The sequence below is a fragment of the Streptomyces sp. UW30 genome (assembly GCF_008042075.1).
Classification (GTDB): Bacteria; Actinomycetota; Actinomycetes; order Streptomycetales; family Streptomycetaceae; genus Streptomyces.
In genome coordinates this window covers 12,923-29,732 of record NZ_RDBN01000034.1, presented here as the reverse complement: position 1 = coordinate 29,732, position 16,810 = coordinate 12,923, and the positions used below count along the sequence as shown (strand labels likewise).

Genomic DNA, 16,810 nt, shown 5'->3' with positions numbered 1-16,810 from the left:
CGATGTCATCGCTTCATCGCTTGGTCGCTTCGTCGTTCATCGCTTCGTCGTTCGTCGCTTCATCGCTTCATCGCTTCATCGCTTCATCGCTTCGAGAGCACGGTCAACTGGCCCTCGTTGATGGTCACTTCGTTGCCACGCAGCAGGACCTCGGCGCCCGCGCCGGTCGAGATGACCACGGCTTCCTTGGTGATACGGATGTACGCGCCGCCCTGGGCCTGGAGCAGAATTCCCTGCTCGGCACCGGGCGTGTCGTTCATGACGAGCTTGTGCGCCTGCGGCGTCTGCACGACGACGGGCTTGTTCGGCGAGTTGGCCTGGAGCTCGCGCCGCGCGTCGGGCGGCAGCTCGTCGGCGGCCCCGTACCAGCAACCGGTCCACACGGGGAAGCTGGGATCCCCCTGCTCGAACTCCACCCACACGCCCGCGCCCGGCGGCGGCACCACGAACTGTCCCGACTCCGGCCCGGTGAACGGCAGGCAGGGCAGCGCCCATGTGGACGGCTCGTTGCCGAGGACGTCCGGCACCTCGACGGTGACACGGCCGATGCGCAGCGGATCGTCGTTGCTGACGACCCGGCCGCGGAACTTGCCGAGGTAGCGATTGCTGGGTGCCGCCATGGTGGAGGTGCTCCTGGTTGGTGGGTCGTGAGCGGGTGTGTGTTACGGCCGGACGTAGTCGCTGCGCGCTTCCAGGCCCTCCCGGGAGAGGGTGAAGTTCTGCTGGTACGAGCCCGGGCGCAGGTTGTGCGTGACGGACTTGACGAAGTAGTCGCCGTCGTAGGCCCGTCCCGAGCCGCGTACGCCGACGAGCTGACGCGGCTGGAGGATGTAGCCGTGCCGGATGACGTCGAGGGAGCCGGAGCCGGAGACGACGTCGGCGGACACGGCGGCGCGGGCGAGGAGTTCGGCCTCGGCCTGCTCGCGCTGGTGCTTGGCGGTGCCGGAGAGCGTCCTGCGCTTGAGGGCCGGGGTGGGCCGCTTGCCCAGGGGCGGGCGCAGTGGGCTGATGGACGGCTGCGGGAGCAGGTCCGACTGCCGGGTCTCGGGGTTCTGCCAGCGGGCCTGCGGTTCCTCGCGCGCGGTGCCGTCGTACGCGAACGTCAGTTGGTCCACGGTGGAGTTGGCGTCCATGTTGACGTTGAGGGCGTGCTGACGGATACCGAGGCGGACCTCGGGTCCCCAACGGGCGGAGGACTGGCCGGGGTTCGGTCCGGGCTCCAGATAGAAGGTGTAGCCGTTGGCCCGCGCGAGCTCGGTGACGTACTGGAGGTCGGTGCCCGTCTGGTAGTGCACGCGGAGGTCCTGGTGCGGGGGTTGGGCGACCTTCTCGGTGTAGACGTCGGGGCGGATGCCGTAGTCGGAGTAGCGGCGCAGGATGGCGAGGACGCGCTCGGAGGGCGGGAGGTTCGGGTACCGGTCGGTGCGCTCCTCCAGGTCCATGAGGAGGGTGAGGTCCTCGCCGGTGACGGTGAGGGTGGAGTGCCCGGGCTGGTTGCTGGCGCCGACCTCGTGCCGGACGACGAGTCCGTCGAAGAGGACGTCCGCGGTGCCCTTCACGCTGACGGTGACGACGAGCCGCGTCTTGGGATCGAAGAAGCCCTCCGGGAGCAGCCGTCGGCTGATGATCCCGTTCTTGGTGAGGTCGAAGGCGAGCTGAAACCCACTGCGCTCCCCCGCGGTGGTGGTGATCTGGGCGGACAGCAGGGCCTCGGTCACCTCGGCCGGGACGGGCCGGGCGAGCTTGGGCCCCATGAGGAGCGTGATGTGGACGGGGCCCTGCCCCACGGGCAGATCAAACACGCCGCTCTCCCCTGCCGCCCGGGAACCCGCCGGCGAGCGGGATGTCTATGACGCGCCCGGCTTCATCGGTCAACTCGCGTGGATCGAGTACGGGGTTGGCGTCGGCGATCTGCCACCACTGGGTGGGGTCACCGAAGTACCGCTGGGCGAGGAGGTCGGGGCGCTCGCCGGCGGCGACGGTGTGGGGCAGGGTGTCGTCGGTGTCCTGGCTCTGGTCGAGGGGAGGCAGCAACCGCCGCTTGGTGTACCGCACTTCGGTGCCGTCGGGCTGCCGGTGGATCCCGATCTCGGCGTCGTGGTAGCGGCTGGTGCGGGGGTAGGGGTGGGCGCCGGGTATGGCGTCCAGGGCGTTCTCGTAGGGCTCTGTGCTGGCCATGGTGTGCTCCTCAGCCCCTTCCGATCACGGCGTTGCTTCCGATACCGCCGAGCCCCAGCGAGCCGAGGCTGCCGCCCCGTGCCGCGGCAGCGAGGCGCTCCTTCTGCGCGAGGTGCGCCATGTAGAGGTCGGCGCCGCGGTGGCCGGCCGGCAGATCACTGACGGTGAGGATCTTCATGCCGATGCTGAGGGAGGCCCGGATCGGGTTGAGATTGACGTCGAAGGCGGACTCGTTGACGGAGAGCTCGGTGAGCCGGACGGGCATCACGCGCTTGCTCCCCCAGGTGAAGAGGGTGAGCGGCATCTCGATCGGGCTGATCTCGATGGCCCCCTTCTGGGAGAGCTTCATCGCGGCGCGGAGCTGGGCGGTGGTCGGTTGCACCAGCATTTCGAGCGTGGCGAGCTGCGGGTGGATCCCATCGGGCGCGGCGATCTCGAACTGGTCGGTGGCGTCGATCTCGGCGGTGAACTTCCAGGTCTCCTGGGCGGGGCCCTTGAGCCGGAGAGCCTCGTTCCGGTCCCCACTACCGGCCCCACCACCTCCGGCGTCACCGCCGTCGCCGGCCGACTGGGGGGCGACGCTGCGCTCCAGGGTGTCCGGGTTGAACTGCAGGACGATGATCCGCTGGGGGGTGCCGGTGTCGGGGTTGACTACGACTATTCCGGAGCGGATGGGTTTGGGGATGTCGGCGTAGCGGGTCACAGGCGGGCCTCCAGTCGGGCCCGCAGGTCCGTGTAGTCGTGGCCGGGGAAGACGTCTTCAAGTACGTCGAGGGAAATTTCCAACTGACGGGCGAGCTGGCGAAATTCTTCGTGGTCCAATCGCGTGTCAGAGTAGAGATACTGCCAACCAGGGATCCCTTTTGTGATGAGCAGTGTGTCCACGTACGACGAATAATTAAGATCGAGTAGCACAAATCGTTGCTGGTTCATGTCGTAGAACCAGATCTCATGGCACGGAGACATGTCCATGGGGACTCGCAGCGCCGTGAGACGGCCGGAACCCGGCGCTTCCTCAAGGGTCTTGATCTCGTCCATCACCAGCTGCTCTTCCGGCGTGAGCCGCTCGTCTGTGTAGGGCATGTAACCTCCCGACAGGCAGGTCCTGAGATCCTTGAGAGCGAACTCTCCGTATACGCGGTAATCGGCAGTGCGCCAGGAGAGATGGATCTGCTCGGCGTCGAGCAAATGGTCCCCCACCTCATCGACGGCAGCGGGTCCCAGGTATCGACGAATCAGTTTCGCATCGTCTTCCGTGAGTGTGCGATCCCGATCGCTTTCGATTTCGTACTTTTCCACAGTGAATTCATCCGTGGACCTTACTTCCTCGAACGCTTCGCGGGCACGCAACTGGAATGAGGTTGGCATCTCGTTCTCCCTGGCTAGTTCTTCCAGTCAATCTTCCCTGCTCTGGCGAGCTTCCTGAGTTTTGCCAGCGCGGGGTTGACCAGCCGCCGTACCTCGTCCGACATGCTCGCCCTTCTGGTGTCCAGATATCGCTGCACATCGGAAACCGAGTAGTAGTGCGGGTGCCCGTCCGGTACTTCGCGGCCGTACCTCGTAGTGGTTCTGTTCTCGCCGCTCGTACTCAGTCCGGAGATATAGCGAGCGATCTGCCCCCAGGGACGGTCCGGGTCCGCATTTCCGCCGAGGTGGTTGAAAATAGCCTTGGCCCGTGCGGAGTTGATGAGGAGTAGCGTGTGCTCGTTCGGGGAAGGCAGCCGTATGTTTCCGATGGGCTTTGTCTTCTTGGCTGTGGTGTGCGGTTTCCAGTCGCCCCGGTGCTTCCCGGTTCCCTTGATGTGGTCGTATTCGCCGTAGCTGGAGGTGATCTGCTGGGGGAATCCCCGGAGCACTTCCCCTGTGGGCCCTGGCTCATCTTTCTGCAGGGGATGGAAGGAGACAACGGACTTGTACCAGATCATGTCTCCCTTGCCTGCGATGTCATTGTATGCAAACTTTTCGAGTTCATTGTTCATCGGCGTATTCACCGAATACCCGGGCGCCGGAACCAAGTTGTTGTTGGACGCCATGCCTCCGATTTTCTCCGGGAGAAGATGCATGCGCACCCAAGCGGAATCCTTGGAGAGTCCCTTCGACGTCACATAAGCCCAACCGGGCGGATTGCTGTGGGGACCCGGCACTGCGCCCGTGTTCCGCACTGAGCGACTGAGGAACCGCGCCTCCATGGAGCTTGCCTGGTTGCCGTTGAAGGCCGGCAGATCCGGCTTGGGCAGCCCGTCCTCGCGTAGCTGCTTCAGCGCGATCCTCGGCTGCTGCAGCTGGGGGTCACGCCAGCGCTTGGCCCTCACGGGGACGGAGGAAGGGTTGAGCGTGGCAACGACGTTCACATCCGGGTCGCCAAGGGCTCGCAGGCTGGTGAGTCTGTGCCAACTCTTCAGTGCGGTGAGCAGAGGGTCGAAGCTCGATTCCCACATGCCGCCTTCGTCCAGCAGCGGAAGCAGCTTGGCGCGTATGCGAGCTGTGATGATGGCGAGCCTCCTGCCCAGGTCATCTTGGGAGCCCTCCTTCTGCTTCTGCTTGTCCTTCTCCACCTGGGGCTTGGTCCTACCCGGGCCGGCCTTGTCGGGCCCGGGCTTCGTTTTGCCAGGGCCTTTGTTGGCCGGCTTGGAGTTACGGGGCTTGCCCGGACCGTCTTTGTCGTCCTTGGGCTTGCCCGGCGCGTCCCTGCCGTCCTTGTCCTTGGGCTTGTTGGCGTCCTTGGGCTTCGTCGGGTCCTGGTCCTTGGGCTTGCCAGGGTCCTTGCCGTCTTCCTTCGGCTTGTCGACCTTGGGCTTGCCGTCTGCGGATGTGCCGTCTTTGTCCTTCGGCTTGTCCGGTGACTTGCCGTCGGCGTCCTTGGGCTTCACGTCCGGGTCAGGCTTCGGCTTGGGGTCCGCCTGCGGCTTGTGCCTCGGAGCCGGGGTCGGGCGGGAGTCCTGCCTTTCGCCGTCCTTGTCCTTCGGCCGGCCCGGGTAGGACCAAGCCCCAGGTGGAGAAGGACAAGCAGAAGCAGAAGGAGGGCTCACCAAGGGGATTCGCGGCGGGCGGGCGGGGTGCCTCCGAGGGCCTCGGCCAGCCGCGTTGCGTCGATGAGGCAGGGGTCCTCCGGGAGCGCGTACAGGATTCCTTCGACGGTGTCCGGTGGCGGTGTGTCCACTCCCTGGTGCCGGATCGTGCCGAGGGCCGTGGCCACGAAGGCGTACTCCTCGCCGAGTCGGTCGCTCACCAGGGCACCTGCGCCCCACCACTCCACGGACCCCTCCCACAACTGCATCGAGCTCTTCCTGCGCTGGAGATGGGAGTTGTGGGCGTGGACGAGTGCCGGGCCCCGAGCGGCGAGGGCGAGGAGGTTGTGGGCCATCATCCGGTCCCGCGCGCTCACCAGCCGGGTCATGCGGGCCGGGGACGTGTCGGCCATCCAGTGGTGGTAGCGGAGCAGGCCGGTGGCGGTACGTCCGTACAGGCGAGCCTGGTCCACATCGCCGCGCGAGGTCGCCGGCAACAGGTGCGGCGTCTGCTCGTCGAGCAGCGCCACCAACTCCTCGGCCAGCAGCCGCAGTTCCGTAGCCTCGGCCGACCGCCCCACGGATTGCGTCGGGTCCATCATCGCTGCCGGGTTGGTCCACCGGTCGTCCGTGCCGAGCAGGCGGTCGAGTGTGTCCGTGGTGCAGGGGAGCAGGGCCGCGTCCACGTGGGCCGAGAGGTAGCCGTGAAGTGACGTGAGGGCCTGTCGGGGGCTCGCGGCGCCGGTGATCTCCAGCGGACCGTCGAAACCGGCGAAGCGGAGCCGCTCGGACGCGGGCCGGCCGGCGTTGTGGGCGCGCATCCAGCGCACCAGTTCGCGGTTGCCCGCGAAGGCTCCCCACTCGTGGCTGAATCCGTGCTCCATGACCTCGTCGAGGGTGCCCGTGCCCGACGTGATGTGGTCGTCCACGACCAGGCCCCTCAGGCAGTCGCTCTCCATCGCGATCGTCCGGTACCCCTCCTGCTCGACCAGCTGCCGGAAGAGCTCGTTGCGCAGCTCCAGCAGAGCCTCCTCGCCATGGGTGGGCTCGCCCAGACCGAGCAGGCGGGGCCTGGTCGGGAGCAGCCCCATGAGGGAGGCGGCGTCGACGGCATGGGCGGATTCCTTGATGTCGGTAGCCATGCCTTCAACGGTATCGTTGAACCCTCGATTGAAACTTTTTCGCGATATCTTCAGTCCCATGGGGCAAAACCTTCAAACCGGGGAGCGGCTCAGGCCGGTTGATCTGGCACGCGGGCATGGCCTGTCGACGCAAGCGGTCAGGAACTACGAGGAGGCCGGCATCCTTCCGGCCGCCGACCGCACACCCCACGGCTACCGCACCTATACCTCGCTGCACGCGGGAGCCCTGCGTGCGTTTCTCGCCTTGGTCCCCGGCCACGGCCACAGCACGGCGACCTCGATCATGCGGGCCGTGAACCAGGGCTCGGTCGACGAGGCCTTCCACCTCATCGACGAGAGCCACGCCCAGCTTCTCGACGACCGGCGGACCCTCCATGCCGTGGAGAGCGCCCTCCATGACCTGGAGCGCAGCGGCGTGGGCTCGGAGGCGACCGTCGTGTCCGGGCCCGGCGCCACCTTCATCGGGCCGCTGGCGCAACAGCTCGGGATCCGGCCCGCGACACTGCGCAAATGGGAGCGCGCCGGGTTGGTGAGTCCACGCCGCGACCTGCAGACCGGTTACCGCGTCTACGACGAGGCAGACGTGCGAGACGCCCGGCTGGCCCACCAACTCAGGCGGGGCGGCTACCTGTTGGAGCAGATTGCCCCGCTCATCGCCCAGGTGCGGGCAGCCGGCGGACTGGAGCCGCTGGAGGCGGCACTGCGCGACTGGCACGGTCGCCTGTCCACCCGCGGGCGGGCGATGCTGACCGGTGCCGCCGAGCTGGAGACGTACCTGCGCGAGCGCGGATGAGATGCAGGCAGTCGCACCGGCGCGTCAAGGTCCTCCGCCGCACCGTCGACATGAGCCGGGACAAGGGCTTCGATGCGGTGGAACCGGAATTGGGGAAGCCGCGGTACCGTAATCCTGTGTATTGCGGTGGTCCGTGCGCGCGCAACGCGGCGCGGGCGTGCTTCAAAAGGGCCCAGTCCTCGAATTCATGAGGTTCTCGTATGATGCCGACCCGATCGAGATGTCGCCGTGACTGACACGGCTGCTCGCGCACAGCAGCGGGTGGAACTTGTGCGGGACAACACGGCTGAACGCCTCGCGCTGGCACAGGATTTCTATCACGCTGACCCTGGTCGCTTCCGTCGATACGGTCACGCCGAGTTGAGCTTCATGCGCTGGTCGGCCGCTCGCGGAGTGCTTGAACCGGAGTCCTCTGATCCGGCCGGCAGCCCATGGTGGCGCAGCGTGAATGGAATGCTGCTGAGGGACAAGGTCGAGGCCGGTCTCCTGGCCACGGACACATCGGGGAGTGCCAGCAACCGCAGGGTGCAGTACTGGCTGGAGTTCATTCGGCAGCCGTCGCCGACCCGCTGGTACCGGGCGCACAATGCCAGCATTGTCGCGGGATATCTGACATACGAAGGCCTGGCCGCTCAGGAAATCAAAGTAGAGCGCTTCATGATGAACGTCGCGCTGATTCGAGTGCTCTATACCCATGCGATGCTGGCGAATCCGCGACTCGCGCTGGGGCCACTGGCCTTCCTCGGCCCCCGACTGGTGGACCCGCGCCACCGAAGCGTCAAGTCGTTCCTCGACCTCGGCCGGTCCTTTCCGAGGGAGTACCCGGTGCCTGGACCCGTCGAGGAAGTCGTCCTCGCCGAGCATGCCCTCGCCCGCATGCTCGACTACGGCCTGATCGCCCCACGTCTTCCCCTGCTGTACGAGTTTGCGGCCACGGCACTCGAAGAGCCGCGGCTGACATCCCTCCTCGATGCCGGCGTTCCGGCCTACGTCTGGCCGCACGAGGACCGCTCGGTGTGGTTCGTCGGAAACACAGGACCACACCTGCGCGCGATCGCCCGGATGACCGGGGTACGTCTGCTCTGGGAGCCCTCTCCGTTTCGACGGCCCTACCCGAAGGCGCGAGGGTAGGGCTCTGCATCCTCCGGCCACCGCTCCGACAGGCTGAGCGCCGACACCCCGGTCTCGTCCGTGTCAGCTGCCCAGTGCCGCGAGCACCACTGCCCTGGCCTCCTCCTGGACCCGGCGCAGATGGTCCGCGCCGAGGAAGGACTCCCCGTAGATCTTGTAGACGTCCTCGGTGCCCGAAGGGCGGGCCGCGAACCAGGCGTTGTCGGTCGCGACCTTGATGCCGCCGAGGGCGGCGCCGTTGCCGGGGGCCTCGGTGAGCACCGTGGTGACCGGGTCGCCGGCGAGGGTGTCGGCGGTGACCTGGCTCGGGGACAACTTGGCGAGCAGCGCCTTCTCCTCGCGGGACGCGGGGGCGTCGACGCGCGCGTAGGCGGGGGCGCCGAAGCGGTCGGTGAGCTGCGCATAGTGCTGCGACGGGGTCTTGCCCGTGACCGCCGTGATCTCGGAGGCGAGCAGGGCCAGGATGATGCCGTCCTTGTCGGTGGTCCACACCGAACCGTCACGGCGCAGGAAGGACGCGCCCGCAGACTCCTCGCCCCCGAAGCCGAGCGATCCGTCGGACAGACCGTCCACGAACCACTTGAATCCGACGGGGACCTCGACCAGCGGCCGGCCCACGTCCGCCGCCACCCGGTCGATCATGCTGGAGGACACCAGCGTCTTGCCGATCCCGGCGCCCGCTGGCCACTGCTCCCGGTGCGAGAAGAGGTACGAAATCGCCACGGCCAGATAGTGGTTGGGGTTCATCAGGCCACCGTCCGGCGTGACGATGCCGTGCCGGTCGGCGTCGGCGTCGTTGCCGGTGGCGATGTCGAACCGGTCGCGCTGCTCGATGAGCGAAGCCATCGCGTACGGGGAGGAACAGTCCATGCGGATCTTGCCGTCCCAGTCCAGCGTCATGAAGCGCCAGGTCGGGTCGGTGAGCGGATTGACCACGGTCAGGTCGAGCCCGTGCTGTTCGCCGATTCGGCCCCAGTAGGCGACCGAGGCGCCGCCCAGCGGATCGGCGCCGATGCGCACGCCGGCGGTGCGGATCGCGTCCAGGTCCAGGACGTTCGGGAGGTCGGCGACGTAGGTGCCGAGGAAGTCGTAACGGCCGGTGCCGGGGGCGGCCAGCGCACGGGTATGGGGGATGCGCCGTACGTCCTTCAGGCCGCCGGTGATGATCTCGTTGGCGCGGTCCTGGATCCACGACGTCGCTTCGGAGCCCGCGGGGCCTCCGCTCGGCGGGTTGTACTTGAAGCCGCCGTCGGCGGGCGGGTTGTGCGAGGGGGTGACCACCACGCCGTCGGCGAGGCCGGACGTGCGGTTCCGGTTGTGGGTGAGGATGGCGTGCGAGACCGCCGGGGTGGGCGTGTAGCCGTCGGCCTGGTCGATGAGGACGGTCACCTCGTTGGCGGCGAACACCTCCAGCGCCGTGACCCGGGCGGGCTCGGACAGGGCGTGGGTGTCGGCGCCGAGGAAGAGGGGGCCGTCGGTGCCCTGGGCGGCGCGGTACTCGCAGATGGCCTGGCTGGTGGCGGCGATGTGGTCCTCGTTGAACGCCGTCTTGAGGGCGGAACCGCGGTGTCCCGAGGTGCCGAACGCCACCCGTTGCCCCGGCTCGGCCGGATCGGGGTGCAACGCGTAGTACGCCGTGACCAGGCGGGCCACATCGATGAGGTCCTCGGGCCCGGCGACCTGCCCCGCTCGCGCGTCCTGCATCTCCCGGCTCCTCCACAAGCTTCGACGGTCGGTTACGGCCCTCATTCTCCCCTGCTCGACGCGCGGGGACGCGCATCGGGACGACGTTGTGGCACGTGTCCGCCGGGTGCGACGATGCGAGCCGACGAGCGAAGGGACACCGCCGTGCCGCCCGAGGACCAACTCCCGCCCGCCGCCCTGCTGTTCGACGCGCTGGGCGCCGACTACGAGAAGGCGTTCGCCCACGCCCCCGCCCATCTGGCCGCACTGGAGTGGCTGCTGGAGCGGCTGCCGCCCGCCGCCCGGACGCTGGACGTGGGCAGCGGCACCGGGCGGCCCACCGCGGCCGCGCTCACCGCGGCGGGACACTCCGTGCTGGGCGTCGACGTATCGCCCGTCATGGTGGAACTCGCCGCCCGCCAGGTCCCCGAGGCCGAGTTCCGCCACGCCGACATCCGCGAACTCCCTCTGGAGGAGGACGTGTTGGACGGCGTGTGCGTGTTCTTCTCGCTGCTGCAGATGACCCGCGCGGAGCAGTCCGCGTTGCTACGGCGGCTGACCCGGGCCCTGAAACCCGGTGGCCACCTGGTGCTGGCCACCGTGCCCGCGGACGTGGAGGACGTCGAGGTGGTCTTCATGGGCCGGCCGGTGCGCGCCACGAGCTTCGGCGAGGAGGACCTCACCGGCGTAGTGGAGACGGCGGGGCTCACGGTGCTGTCCAGCAATAGCACCGTCTTCACCCCGGACCACCCCGGCGCCGGGCCCGAGCCCCACCTCTTCCTGCACTGCCGCCGCCGTTGAGCCGGCCGCTCCCGCGCCGACCGAAGGCTTCGGCCTGCGTGGGTCAGCCGATGGGCGGCATGTCCGTGGGGCTGGAGTCGAGGCCGGGCCGTTTGCCGGCCCAGTCGCCCCGGGTGAAGTCCGGGATCTCGACCGGGCGGCCGTTGCTCGCCAGGGACGCGGCGCTCAGCGGGACCGCCGAGCACCAGGAAGCCGAGTCGTACACGTCGATGTCGGGCACCAGCCCCGCGCGCATCAGCTGGACGGTGCGCCACTGCAGGACGTAGTCCATGCCGCCGTGGCCTCCGTTGTTCGCGGCGTCGTCACCCACCTCCTGCCACAGCCAGTGGTCGAACTCCTTGCGGTAGTCCGCGAAGTCACGCCAGGTGTGGCCACCGTGGTCCGGTTCGAGATAGACGCGCGCCCCGGTCGGGCCGGGCCCGGCGTAGTCCTCGACGATCCCGCGGCTGCCGGCGAGGGTGTTGATCCTGCTGTACGGCCGCGGTGAACTGACGTCGTGCTCGGCCCGGATGATCCTGCCCTTGTCGGTCTCGATGAGGCAGGTGACCAGGTCACCGTTGATGTACGTCTCTTTCCAGGACGGGTGGTCCCGGGGGATGAAGCGTTCGCGGTAGTCGGCCAGTCCCTTGGGGGCCGTCGCCGTGGCGGTGAGGGTGGCCATCCGGTCGCCGCGGTTGATGTCCATGGCCGCCGCGATCGGGGCCAGCCCGTGCATGGGGTAGAGGGACGCGGTGCTGCGGGTGTGCCACAGCCGCCGCCAGGAGTCGGTGTAGTACGTGTCGGAGAAGAGGAGTTCACGCAGGTCGTGGAGGTAGCCGCCATGGCCGTTCGTGACGTCGCCGAACAGACCGGCGTGCGCCATCCTCAACATCGCCAGTTCGTTGCGGCCGTAGCTGCAGTTCTCGGCGAGGAGCAGGTGCTTGCGGGTGCGCTCGGAGGTGTCGACCAGGTCCCACAGCTGGCGCAGCTCCGTCGCGACAGGGAGCTCCACCACGGCGTGCCGGCCGCTCAGCAGCGCGGCTCTGCCGTGCTCGTAGTGGAACTCCCACGGCGTGGCGACGTACACGAGATCGATGTCGTCGCGCCGGAGCATCTGGGCGTAGGAGTCGGCTGATCCGCCGTATTCGGCGGGGCGGGGCTCGCCCTTGCTCACCAGCCGGTCGGCGGCGCGGCGCGCGCGGTCGGCGCGGATGTCGCAGACGGCGGTCACGGTGCAGCCGGGTACGGCCGCCCAGCTCATGACCATGCCGCCGCCACGGTTGCCCAGGCCGATCACACCGACGCGGACGGTTCCGTGGACCTCGAACGGCACGCCGGCCATCGACTTCTGTCCGGGACGGCGGCGGGGCGCTTGTCCGGTCGCGGCGGAGGCGGCCGGGGCCGCGCCGGCCATCCCGGCCGCGAGCGCGCCGGTGGCGACGGCTCCGCCCAGGAGGAGCCGGCGTGAGACAGCGGGTATTTCGGACATGACGGCAACACTCCTCGGTGGGGTGGCTTGCATCACTGCCGGGGGCACTGTCGGGACTTTCGAGGCATGACTCTGCGGGCTTCGACGGTTGCATGTCAATACGTGCTCGATAGAGAGCAGTTCCGAGCAGGATCAAGCATCAGTGGATGGCTGACAGGCCATCAGCCCGGTCGGTCGAGGTGGCTGCCCGCCGCCCAGCGCGCCGGCTCCGCAGGGACGTCGAGAGGGTCGTGGAAGAACCTGGACTCCCTGTCACTGCGGGGCTGACGACCGTAGGCCGACCACTCCGCTCCCGCCGGCATCCGCACCGCACCTCATCGCACGTCCCGTCGATCTGCCTGGTCGTCGGCGGTGACGTCCTGTACAACCAGGTGCCACTCGTCCACCGAATCGTCACAGGGGAGACATCAACGCATGAGTACGCCACCATCGCCGCCTGGAGCGAAGCGGGCTGACGGATCATCCGTCCGGATCGGCGCACTCGTTCCGCTGACTCGGCCTGGCTGGGTCGAGGCAGGCCGGCACCTGCTGGCTGGACTGGAGCTGGCCGCCCGCGAAGTCAATGACGCGGGCGGTGTCGGCGGGAGACCACTTGAGCTGGTGGTCCGGGACACCGCGGCTGATCCCGAGAGGGCCGCTGCGGCCGTGGACGAATTGGCTCGCCTGGGTGTCGCCGCCCTGGCGGGGGAGTACCACAGCGTCGTCGCTCGCGCCGCGGCCGCCAGGGCCGACGTCCTCGGTCTGCCGTTCCTGTGCTCGTCAGCGGTAATCGACGCGCTCACCGAACAGCCGACGCAATGGGTCGCGCGTCTCGCCCCGGCGCAGTCCCATGGCTGGCAGATCTACGCAGACTTCCTCCTCGGCGCGGGCCACAGCCGAATCGCCGTAGCAGCCCAGCCGAGTGTCTACTGGGCATCGGGGACCCGCATTCTCCGGGACTACCTCGCTCCACGCGGCGGCACCGTCATCGAACTCGACATGAGCGTGCTCACCCCCACGGCCCTGTGCGACGAACTCGTCGACCAACGTGCGACGGCCCTCCTGTTGCTGGTCGGCCACCCCGAACCGGCCGTGCCGATCGTCAAGTCCGTCCGCGGCGACCAGCGCCTCGCCGAGATCATGATCGGCGCTCCGGCCGGGCAACCGGAGTTCGCCGAATGGGCGACGTCGCTCGGCGACGACGGCGCCGCGATCCCGTTCTTGCGCTACCTTCCGGAGCGCCTGAGTCCACTCGGCGCACGAGTCGAGAAAGCCCTCCGAGACGGGCTTGGCGAAGCGCCCTCCTTCGTCGCCTTCGAGGGCTACGACACGGTCGCCGTCCTCGCCGATGTGCTGCGTTCCAGCGGCGCGGAGAGGGCGCGGATCGCAGAATCCTGSCCGCGCGTTGCAGTCGAAGGCACGCGCGGGCAGATCCGGTTCTCGCGTACGCCGGGCATCAGCGTGTGGCAATGGGCATGGACGCCGGTCCAGGTCGTTGATCGAGATCCGGCGGAACCGAAACGTTTTCGGATCCTTCACGCCGACTGAGAGAGCACCGACGTCCACCCTCGACGCCGGACAACTCGCGCACCTCACCAGCGGCCGACCGCTCCGAGGCGTCATCGCCAAGGCCGTCGCAGATCAAGCCACCCTCCATATGCCGCCGCTGTTGCCGGGCAGTCCCATTAGCCGCTTCCGGGCGGACACATGGGAACGGAGCCGAGCGGCGGTGATCGCCACCGGCCTGGTCGATGACGCGGCTGTCGACGCGGCGATCCGGTCCCTGAACTCCGTCGAGTGCGCCCCGCTGTCCGCCGGCATGCTCACTGCCTGGGGGCTGGAAACCGACAGGGAAGCCCCGCGCTGACTCTGTCCTGAGGCCGCCGTCCCAAGTCCCGCATGAGCGAGACCGGTTACACGACATTAACTCCCGTGACTCAGCCGTGAGACCCTTCGACCGCACCATCGCAATACCTGTCAACTGACAGGTAACCCCCGCTCGGAGGTGCGGTGATGAACCCATCAGAGCTCACCCCTGCGTCACGTCCCGCTGACGGCGTGACGAGCAGCCCCGCTCCCGTCGGCTACCACCAGGAACTGCGCCGCGGAATGGGCAACTTCGCCTCATTCGCCGCGGGATTCTCCTTCGTGTCGATCCTCACCACCGTCTTCCAGCTCTTCGGCCTCGGTTTCGGCCTCGGCGGGGCGGCCTTCTTCTGGACCTGGCCGCTGGTCTTCGTGGGCCAGCTGCTGGTCGCGCTCTGCTTCGCCGAACTGGCGGCGCGTTGGCCCATCTCCGGGGCGATCTACCAGTGGTCCAGCCGGCTGGCCGGCACCACGGTCGGCTGGTTCACCGGCTGGATCATGATCATCGGTCAGATCCTCACCGTCGCGGCAGCGGCGATCGCCGCGCAGGCGGTGCTGCCGGGCATCTGGACCGGCTTCCAGATCGTCGGGGGATCGGACGCCGATCCGTCGGTCGCCTCCTCGACCGGCGCCCAGAACGCGGTCCTCCTGGGCTGCGTCCTGCTGGTGATCACCACGGTGGTGAACATCCTCGGCATCCGCCAGATGGCCGCCGCCACCAGCGTCGGCGTCATGATCGAGATCGTCGGTGTGATCGTGCTGGTGCTGCTGCTCTTCTTCCTGCCCGAGCGGGGTCCGCAGGTGGTGGTCCACAACACCGGCTGGGCCGGCGACGGCGGCTACTTGGGGGCTTTCCTCGCGTCTTCGCTGRTGGCGGCGTACGTGATGGTCGGCTTCGACTCGGCGGGCGAGCTGGCGGAGGAGACGCACAGCCCACGCCGGACCACTCCCCGGACCATCCTGCGCGCGCTGATCATCTCCGGTGTCGGTGGCGCGCTGCTGATCCTCTCGGGGTTGTTGGCCGCGAGAAGCCTGACCGACGGCAAACTGGCCGCCGGCGGTCTGTCCTGGGTGCTGACCGACCGGCTCGGCGACACTCTGGGGCGGCTGCTGCTGTGCTGCGTCGCGGTCGCCGTGTTCGCCTGCACCCTCGCCGTGCAGACCTCCGGCGCGCGAATGATCTACTCCATGGCGCGTGAGGGCGCCCTGCCTTTCCACCGGCACCTCGCGAGGGTCTCGGCCCGCACCGGTACGCCGATCATCACGTCGATCGTGGTGGGCGTGGGCGCCGCGATCGCGCTGCTGGTGAACGTCCGTCAGTCGGCGATCTTCACCGCGCTCTCCAGCCTCTGCATCGCCATGCTCTATCTGGCCTACCTGGGCGTGACGCTGCCGTTGCTGCTCGCCCGGATCCGGCACCGGAGCACAGGCCGGCTCCCGCAGGGCGTCGACGAGACAGGCCGGCCCCTGTTCTCGCTGGGTCGTTGGGGAATCGTCGTCAACACGCTCGCCGTGCTCTTCCAGATCGGCATGACGGTCAACCTGCTCTGGCCGCGCGCGGAGATCTACGACCTCACCGGGGGCACCTGGTGGCTGCAGTGGAGCGCGCTGCTCTTCGTCGGGGTCAGCCTCGCCATCGGTACCGGCTACTTCGTCGCCCGCCGACTGCACCGCCTGATCGAGCTGAGGCACGTACCCCACACGCACATCGAACCGCCTGCCGAGGCGGTTGCCGAGCCCGCCTGACGGCCCCGGCCACGCACGACCCGACGCCTTGAGGGACGCACGACGAAGGGACGACGGCACACCCATGACCACGACCGAAGGTCCGACGGCCGGCACGCCGCACGGCCGGCACCCCGACGTGACGACCGGCGAACAGCAACCCACGGCGCAGTTCACCCGACAGAGCCCCGCCGGCGTCCGTGATCTGCACCTGACCGACAGCGTCCGCAGCGCCCAGGACGACGCCCGTGCCCAGGGCGGACAGGCCGGCGCATGGATGCCGTACCTTCCGGCGTCCAGCAGCCCGCACTGCCCGCCGGGAGTCGACCCGACCGCCTTGCTGTGGGCGGAGACGGTGGCGCCCGGCGGCTACACCCACAAGGCCCTCGCGCGCGGCACCCGGCTGCGCTTCGACGATCCGACTGGTGACGCCTGCGCCCACCTGTTGCTCTACAACGCCCTGGAGCCGGTCGAGCGGCTCAACGTCGCCGACACCCAGAAGATCCCCTGGCAGGCATACCTGGGCGTGAACCACCCGCTGTTGTCCGGCGAGGGCCGGGTCATGGCCGTCGTCACGGGCGACTCCTCCGGTCGGCACGACGCCTTCTGCGGCACCACCACGGACGCCTGGAACGAACGCAAGTACGGTGACGCCCGACCCGAAGGGCCGTCCCCGTCAGGCCGCGGGCTCTTCGTCAAAGCGGCCGCCAAGCACGGCCTGAGCCGGCGTGACCTACCGCCCAGCGTGTCCTTCTTCCAGGGCGTCCGCGTCGAGCCGGACGGCGCCCTCGACTGGCGGGGCAGTGCTGGGCCGGGGGCGCATGTCGAACTCGTCGCGGAAATCCCCCTCTTGGTGCTGGTGGCCAACGTCGCCCATCCACTGGACCCGCGCCCCGACTACGCCGTCGGGCCGCTGCGCGTGCACGCCTGGCGCGGCGCCCCGACCGGTCCCGACGAGCCGCGGTTCACCGCAACGCCCGAGCTGCACCGGGCGTACCTCAACACCGTCGACTACTGCGAAGCGCGGGGGCTGTGA

16 protein-coding genes are annotated in these 16,810 nt (G+C 68.6%); 7 read left to right on the top strand and 9 right to left on the bottom strand.

The features are described 5' to 3' along the window. Nucleotides 1-83: 83 nt before the first annotated feature. The 7 genes from EAO75_RS17865 to EAO75_RS17835 form a co-directional block, all read right to left on the bottom strand. Nucleotides 84-620, bottom strand: a complete 537-nt coding sequence (locus EAO75_RS17865) for a phage baseplate assembly protein V (protein ID WP_147996082.1) — start codon at nucleotides 618-620, stop codon at nucleotides 84-86. A gap of 42 nt (nucleotides 621-662) precedes the next feature. Further along, nucleotides 663-1,802 carry a hypothetical protein gene (locus tag EAO75_RS17860; RefSeq protein ID WP_147996081.1) on the bottom strand — a complete coding sequence of 380 codons (1,140 nt, stop codon included), beginning with the start codon at nucleotides 1,800-1,802 and terminating at the stop codon, nucleotides 663-665. Continuing rightward, the gene (locus tag EAO75_RS17855) at nucleotides 1,795-2,178 is read right to left on the bottom strand and encodes a hypothetical protein (RefSeq protein WP_147996080.1); all 384 of its coding nucleotides are present in this window, start codon (nucleotides 2,176-2,178) and stop codon (nucleotides 1,795-1,797) included. The genes EAO75_RS17860 and EAO75_RS17855 overlap by 8 nt, the downstream gene beginning before the upstream one ends. Nucleotides 2,179-2,188: 10 nt before the next feature. Then, complete coding sequence (locus tag EAO75_RS17850) at nucleotides 2,189-2,881, bottom strand: hypothetical protein (RefSeq protein WP_147996079.1); 693 nt, start codon at nucleotides 2,879-2,881, stop codon at nucleotides 2,189-2,191. After that, nucleotides 2,878-3,546, bottom strand: a complete 669-nt coding sequence (locus tag EAO75_RS17845) for a hypothetical protein (RefSeq protein ID WP_147996078.1) — start codon at nucleotides 3,544-3,546, stop codon at nucleotides 2,878-2,880. Before EAO75_RS17845 ends, EAO75_RS17850 begins: the two co-directional genes overlap by 4 nt. Before the next feature lie 14 nt (nucleotides 3,547-3,560). Then, nucleotides 3,561-5,048 carry a hypothetical protein gene (locus tag EAO75_RS17840; RefSeq protein ID WP_147996077.1) on the bottom strand — a complete coding sequence of 496 codons (1,488 nt, stop codon included), beginning with the start codon at nucleotides 5,046-5,048 and terminating at the stop codon, nucleotides 3,561-3,563. A gap of 155 nt (nucleotides 5,049-5,203) precedes the next feature. After that, nucleotides 5,204-6,328, bottom strand: coding sequence for an erythromycin esterase family protein (locus EAO75_RS17835; protein WP_147996076.1), 1,125 nt, complete (start codon nucleotides 6,326-6,328; stop codon nucleotides 5,204-5,206). 58 nt (nucleotides 6,329-6,386) lie between these two features. Here EAO75_RS17835 and EAO75_RS17830 point away from each other — a divergent pair, with 58 nt between their 5' ends. Continuing rightward, nucleotides 6,387-7,121: a TioE family transcriptional regulator gene (locus EAO75_RS17830; RefSeq protein ID WP_147996075.1), complete on the top strand. Its 735-nt coding sequence runs from the start codon at nucleotides 6,387-6,389 to the stop codon at nucleotides 7,119-7,121. 228 nt (nucleotides 7,122-7,349) lie between these two features. After that, nucleotides 7,350-8,252, top strand: coding sequence for a hypothetical protein (locus EAO75_RS17825; protein WP_147996074.1), 903 nt, complete (start codon nucleotides 7,350-7,352; stop codon nucleotides 8,250-8,252). Between the two features lie 63 nt (nucleotides 8,253-8,315). On the opposite strand, the gene pgm is transcribed toward EAO75_RS17825, so the two are convergent. Beyond that, nucleotides 8,316-9,956 (bottom strand): phosphoglucomutase (alpha-D-glucose-1,6-bisphosphate-dependent), encoded by a 1,641-nt coding sequence (gene pgm, locus EAO75_RS17820; RefSeq protein ID WP_147996073.1) that lies wholly within the window; start codon nucleotides 9,954-9,956, stop codon nucleotides 8,316-8,318. 114 nt (nucleotides 9,957-10,070) lie between these two features. Here pgm and EAO75_RS17815 point away from each other — a divergent pair, with 114 nt between their 5' ends. Then, nucleotides 10,071-10,736: a class I SAM-dependent methyltransferase gene (locus tag EAO75_RS17815; RefSeq protein ID WP_147996072.1), complete on the top strand. Its 666-nt coding sequence runs from the start codon at nucleotides 10,071-10,073 to the stop codon at nucleotides 10,734-10,736. 43 nt (nucleotides 10,737-10,779) lie between these two features. Here the strand turns inward: EAO75_RS17815 and EAO75_RS17810 are convergent, their stop codons facing one another. Further along, a complete protein-coding gene (locus tag EAO75_RS17810) occupies nucleotides 10,780-12,204 on the bottom strand; it encodes a Gfo/Idh/MocA family protein (RefSeq protein WP_147996071.1) in 1,425 nt (474 codons plus the stop codon). Nucleotides 12,205-12,618: 414 nt separating this feature from the next. Between EAO75_RS17810 and EAO75_RS17805 the strand changes: the two genes are divergently transcribed. The 4 genes from EAO75_RS17805 to EAO75_RS17790 all read left to right on the top strand — a co-directional run bounded on the left by EAO75_RS17805 (nucleotide 12,619) and on the right by EAO75_RS17790 (nucleotide 16,810). Next, entirely contained in the window at nucleotides 12,619-13,731 is a 1,113-nt protein-coding gene (locus tag EAO75_RS17805) for an ABC transporter substrate-binding protein (RefSeq protein WP_147996070.1), read from the top strand. A 181-nt stretch (nucleotides 13,732-13,912) separates the two neighbouring features. Continuing rightward, complete coding sequence (locus tag EAO75_RS48610) at nucleotides 13,913-14,050, top strand: hypothetical protein (protein ID WP_410092412.1); 138 nt, start codon at nucleotides 13,913-13,915, stop codon at nucleotides 14,048-14,050. A 146-nt stretch (nucleotides 14,051-14,196) separates the two neighbouring features. Further along, on the top strand, nucleotides 14,197-15,795 hold the full coding sequence (locus EAO75_RS17795; protein WP_147996069.1) for an amino acid permease: 1,599 nt from the start codon (nucleotides 14,197-14,199) through the stop codon (nucleotides 15,793-15,795). A 64-nt stretch (nucleotides 15,796-15,859) separates the two neighbouring features. After that, the gene (locus EAO75_RS17790; RefSeq protein ID WP_147996068.1) at nucleotides 15,860-16,810 is read left to right on the top strand and encodes an urea amidolyase associated protein UAAP1; all 951 of its coding nucleotides are present in this window, start codon (nucleotides 15,860-15,862) and stop codon (nucleotides 16,808-16,810) included.

Coding starts and splice junctions, on each gene's coding strand:
- EAO75_RS17865 (WP_147996082.1), bottom strand. CDS start 620: ATGGCGGCACCCAGCAATCGCTACCTCGGCAAGTTCCGCGGCCGGGTC.
- EAO75_RS17855 (WP_147996080.1), bottom strand. CDS start 2,178: ATGGCCAGCACAGAGCCCTACGAGAACGCCCTGGACGCCATACCCGGC.
- EAO75_RS17845 (WP_147996078.1), bottom strand. CDS start 3,546: ATGCCAACCTCATTCCAGTTGCGTGCCCGCGAAGCGTTCGAGGAAGTA.
- EAO75_RS17835 (WP_147996076.1), bottom strand. CDS start 6,328: ATGGCTACCGACATCAAGGAATCCGCCCATGCCGTCGACGCCGCCTCC.
- EAO75_RS17830 (WP_147996075.1), top strand. CDS start 6,387: ATGGGGCAAAACCTTCAAACCGGGGAGCGGCTCAGGCCGGTTGATCTG.
- pgm (WP_147996073.1), bottom strand. CDS start 9,956: ATGCAGGACGCGCGAGCGGGGCAGGTCGCCGGGCCCGAGGACCTCATC.
- EAO75_RS17815 (WP_147996072.1), top strand. CDS start 10,071: ATGCGAGCCGACGAGCGAAGGGACACCGCCGTGCCGCCCGAGGACCAA.
- EAO75_RS17810 (WP_147996071.1), bottom strand. CDS start 12,204: ATGTCCGAAATACCCGCTGTCTCACGCCGGCTCCTCCTGGGCGGAGCC.
- EAO75_RS17790 (WP_147996068.1), top strand. CDS start 15,860: ATGACCACGACCGAAGGTCCGACGGCCGGCACGCCGCACGGCCGGCAC.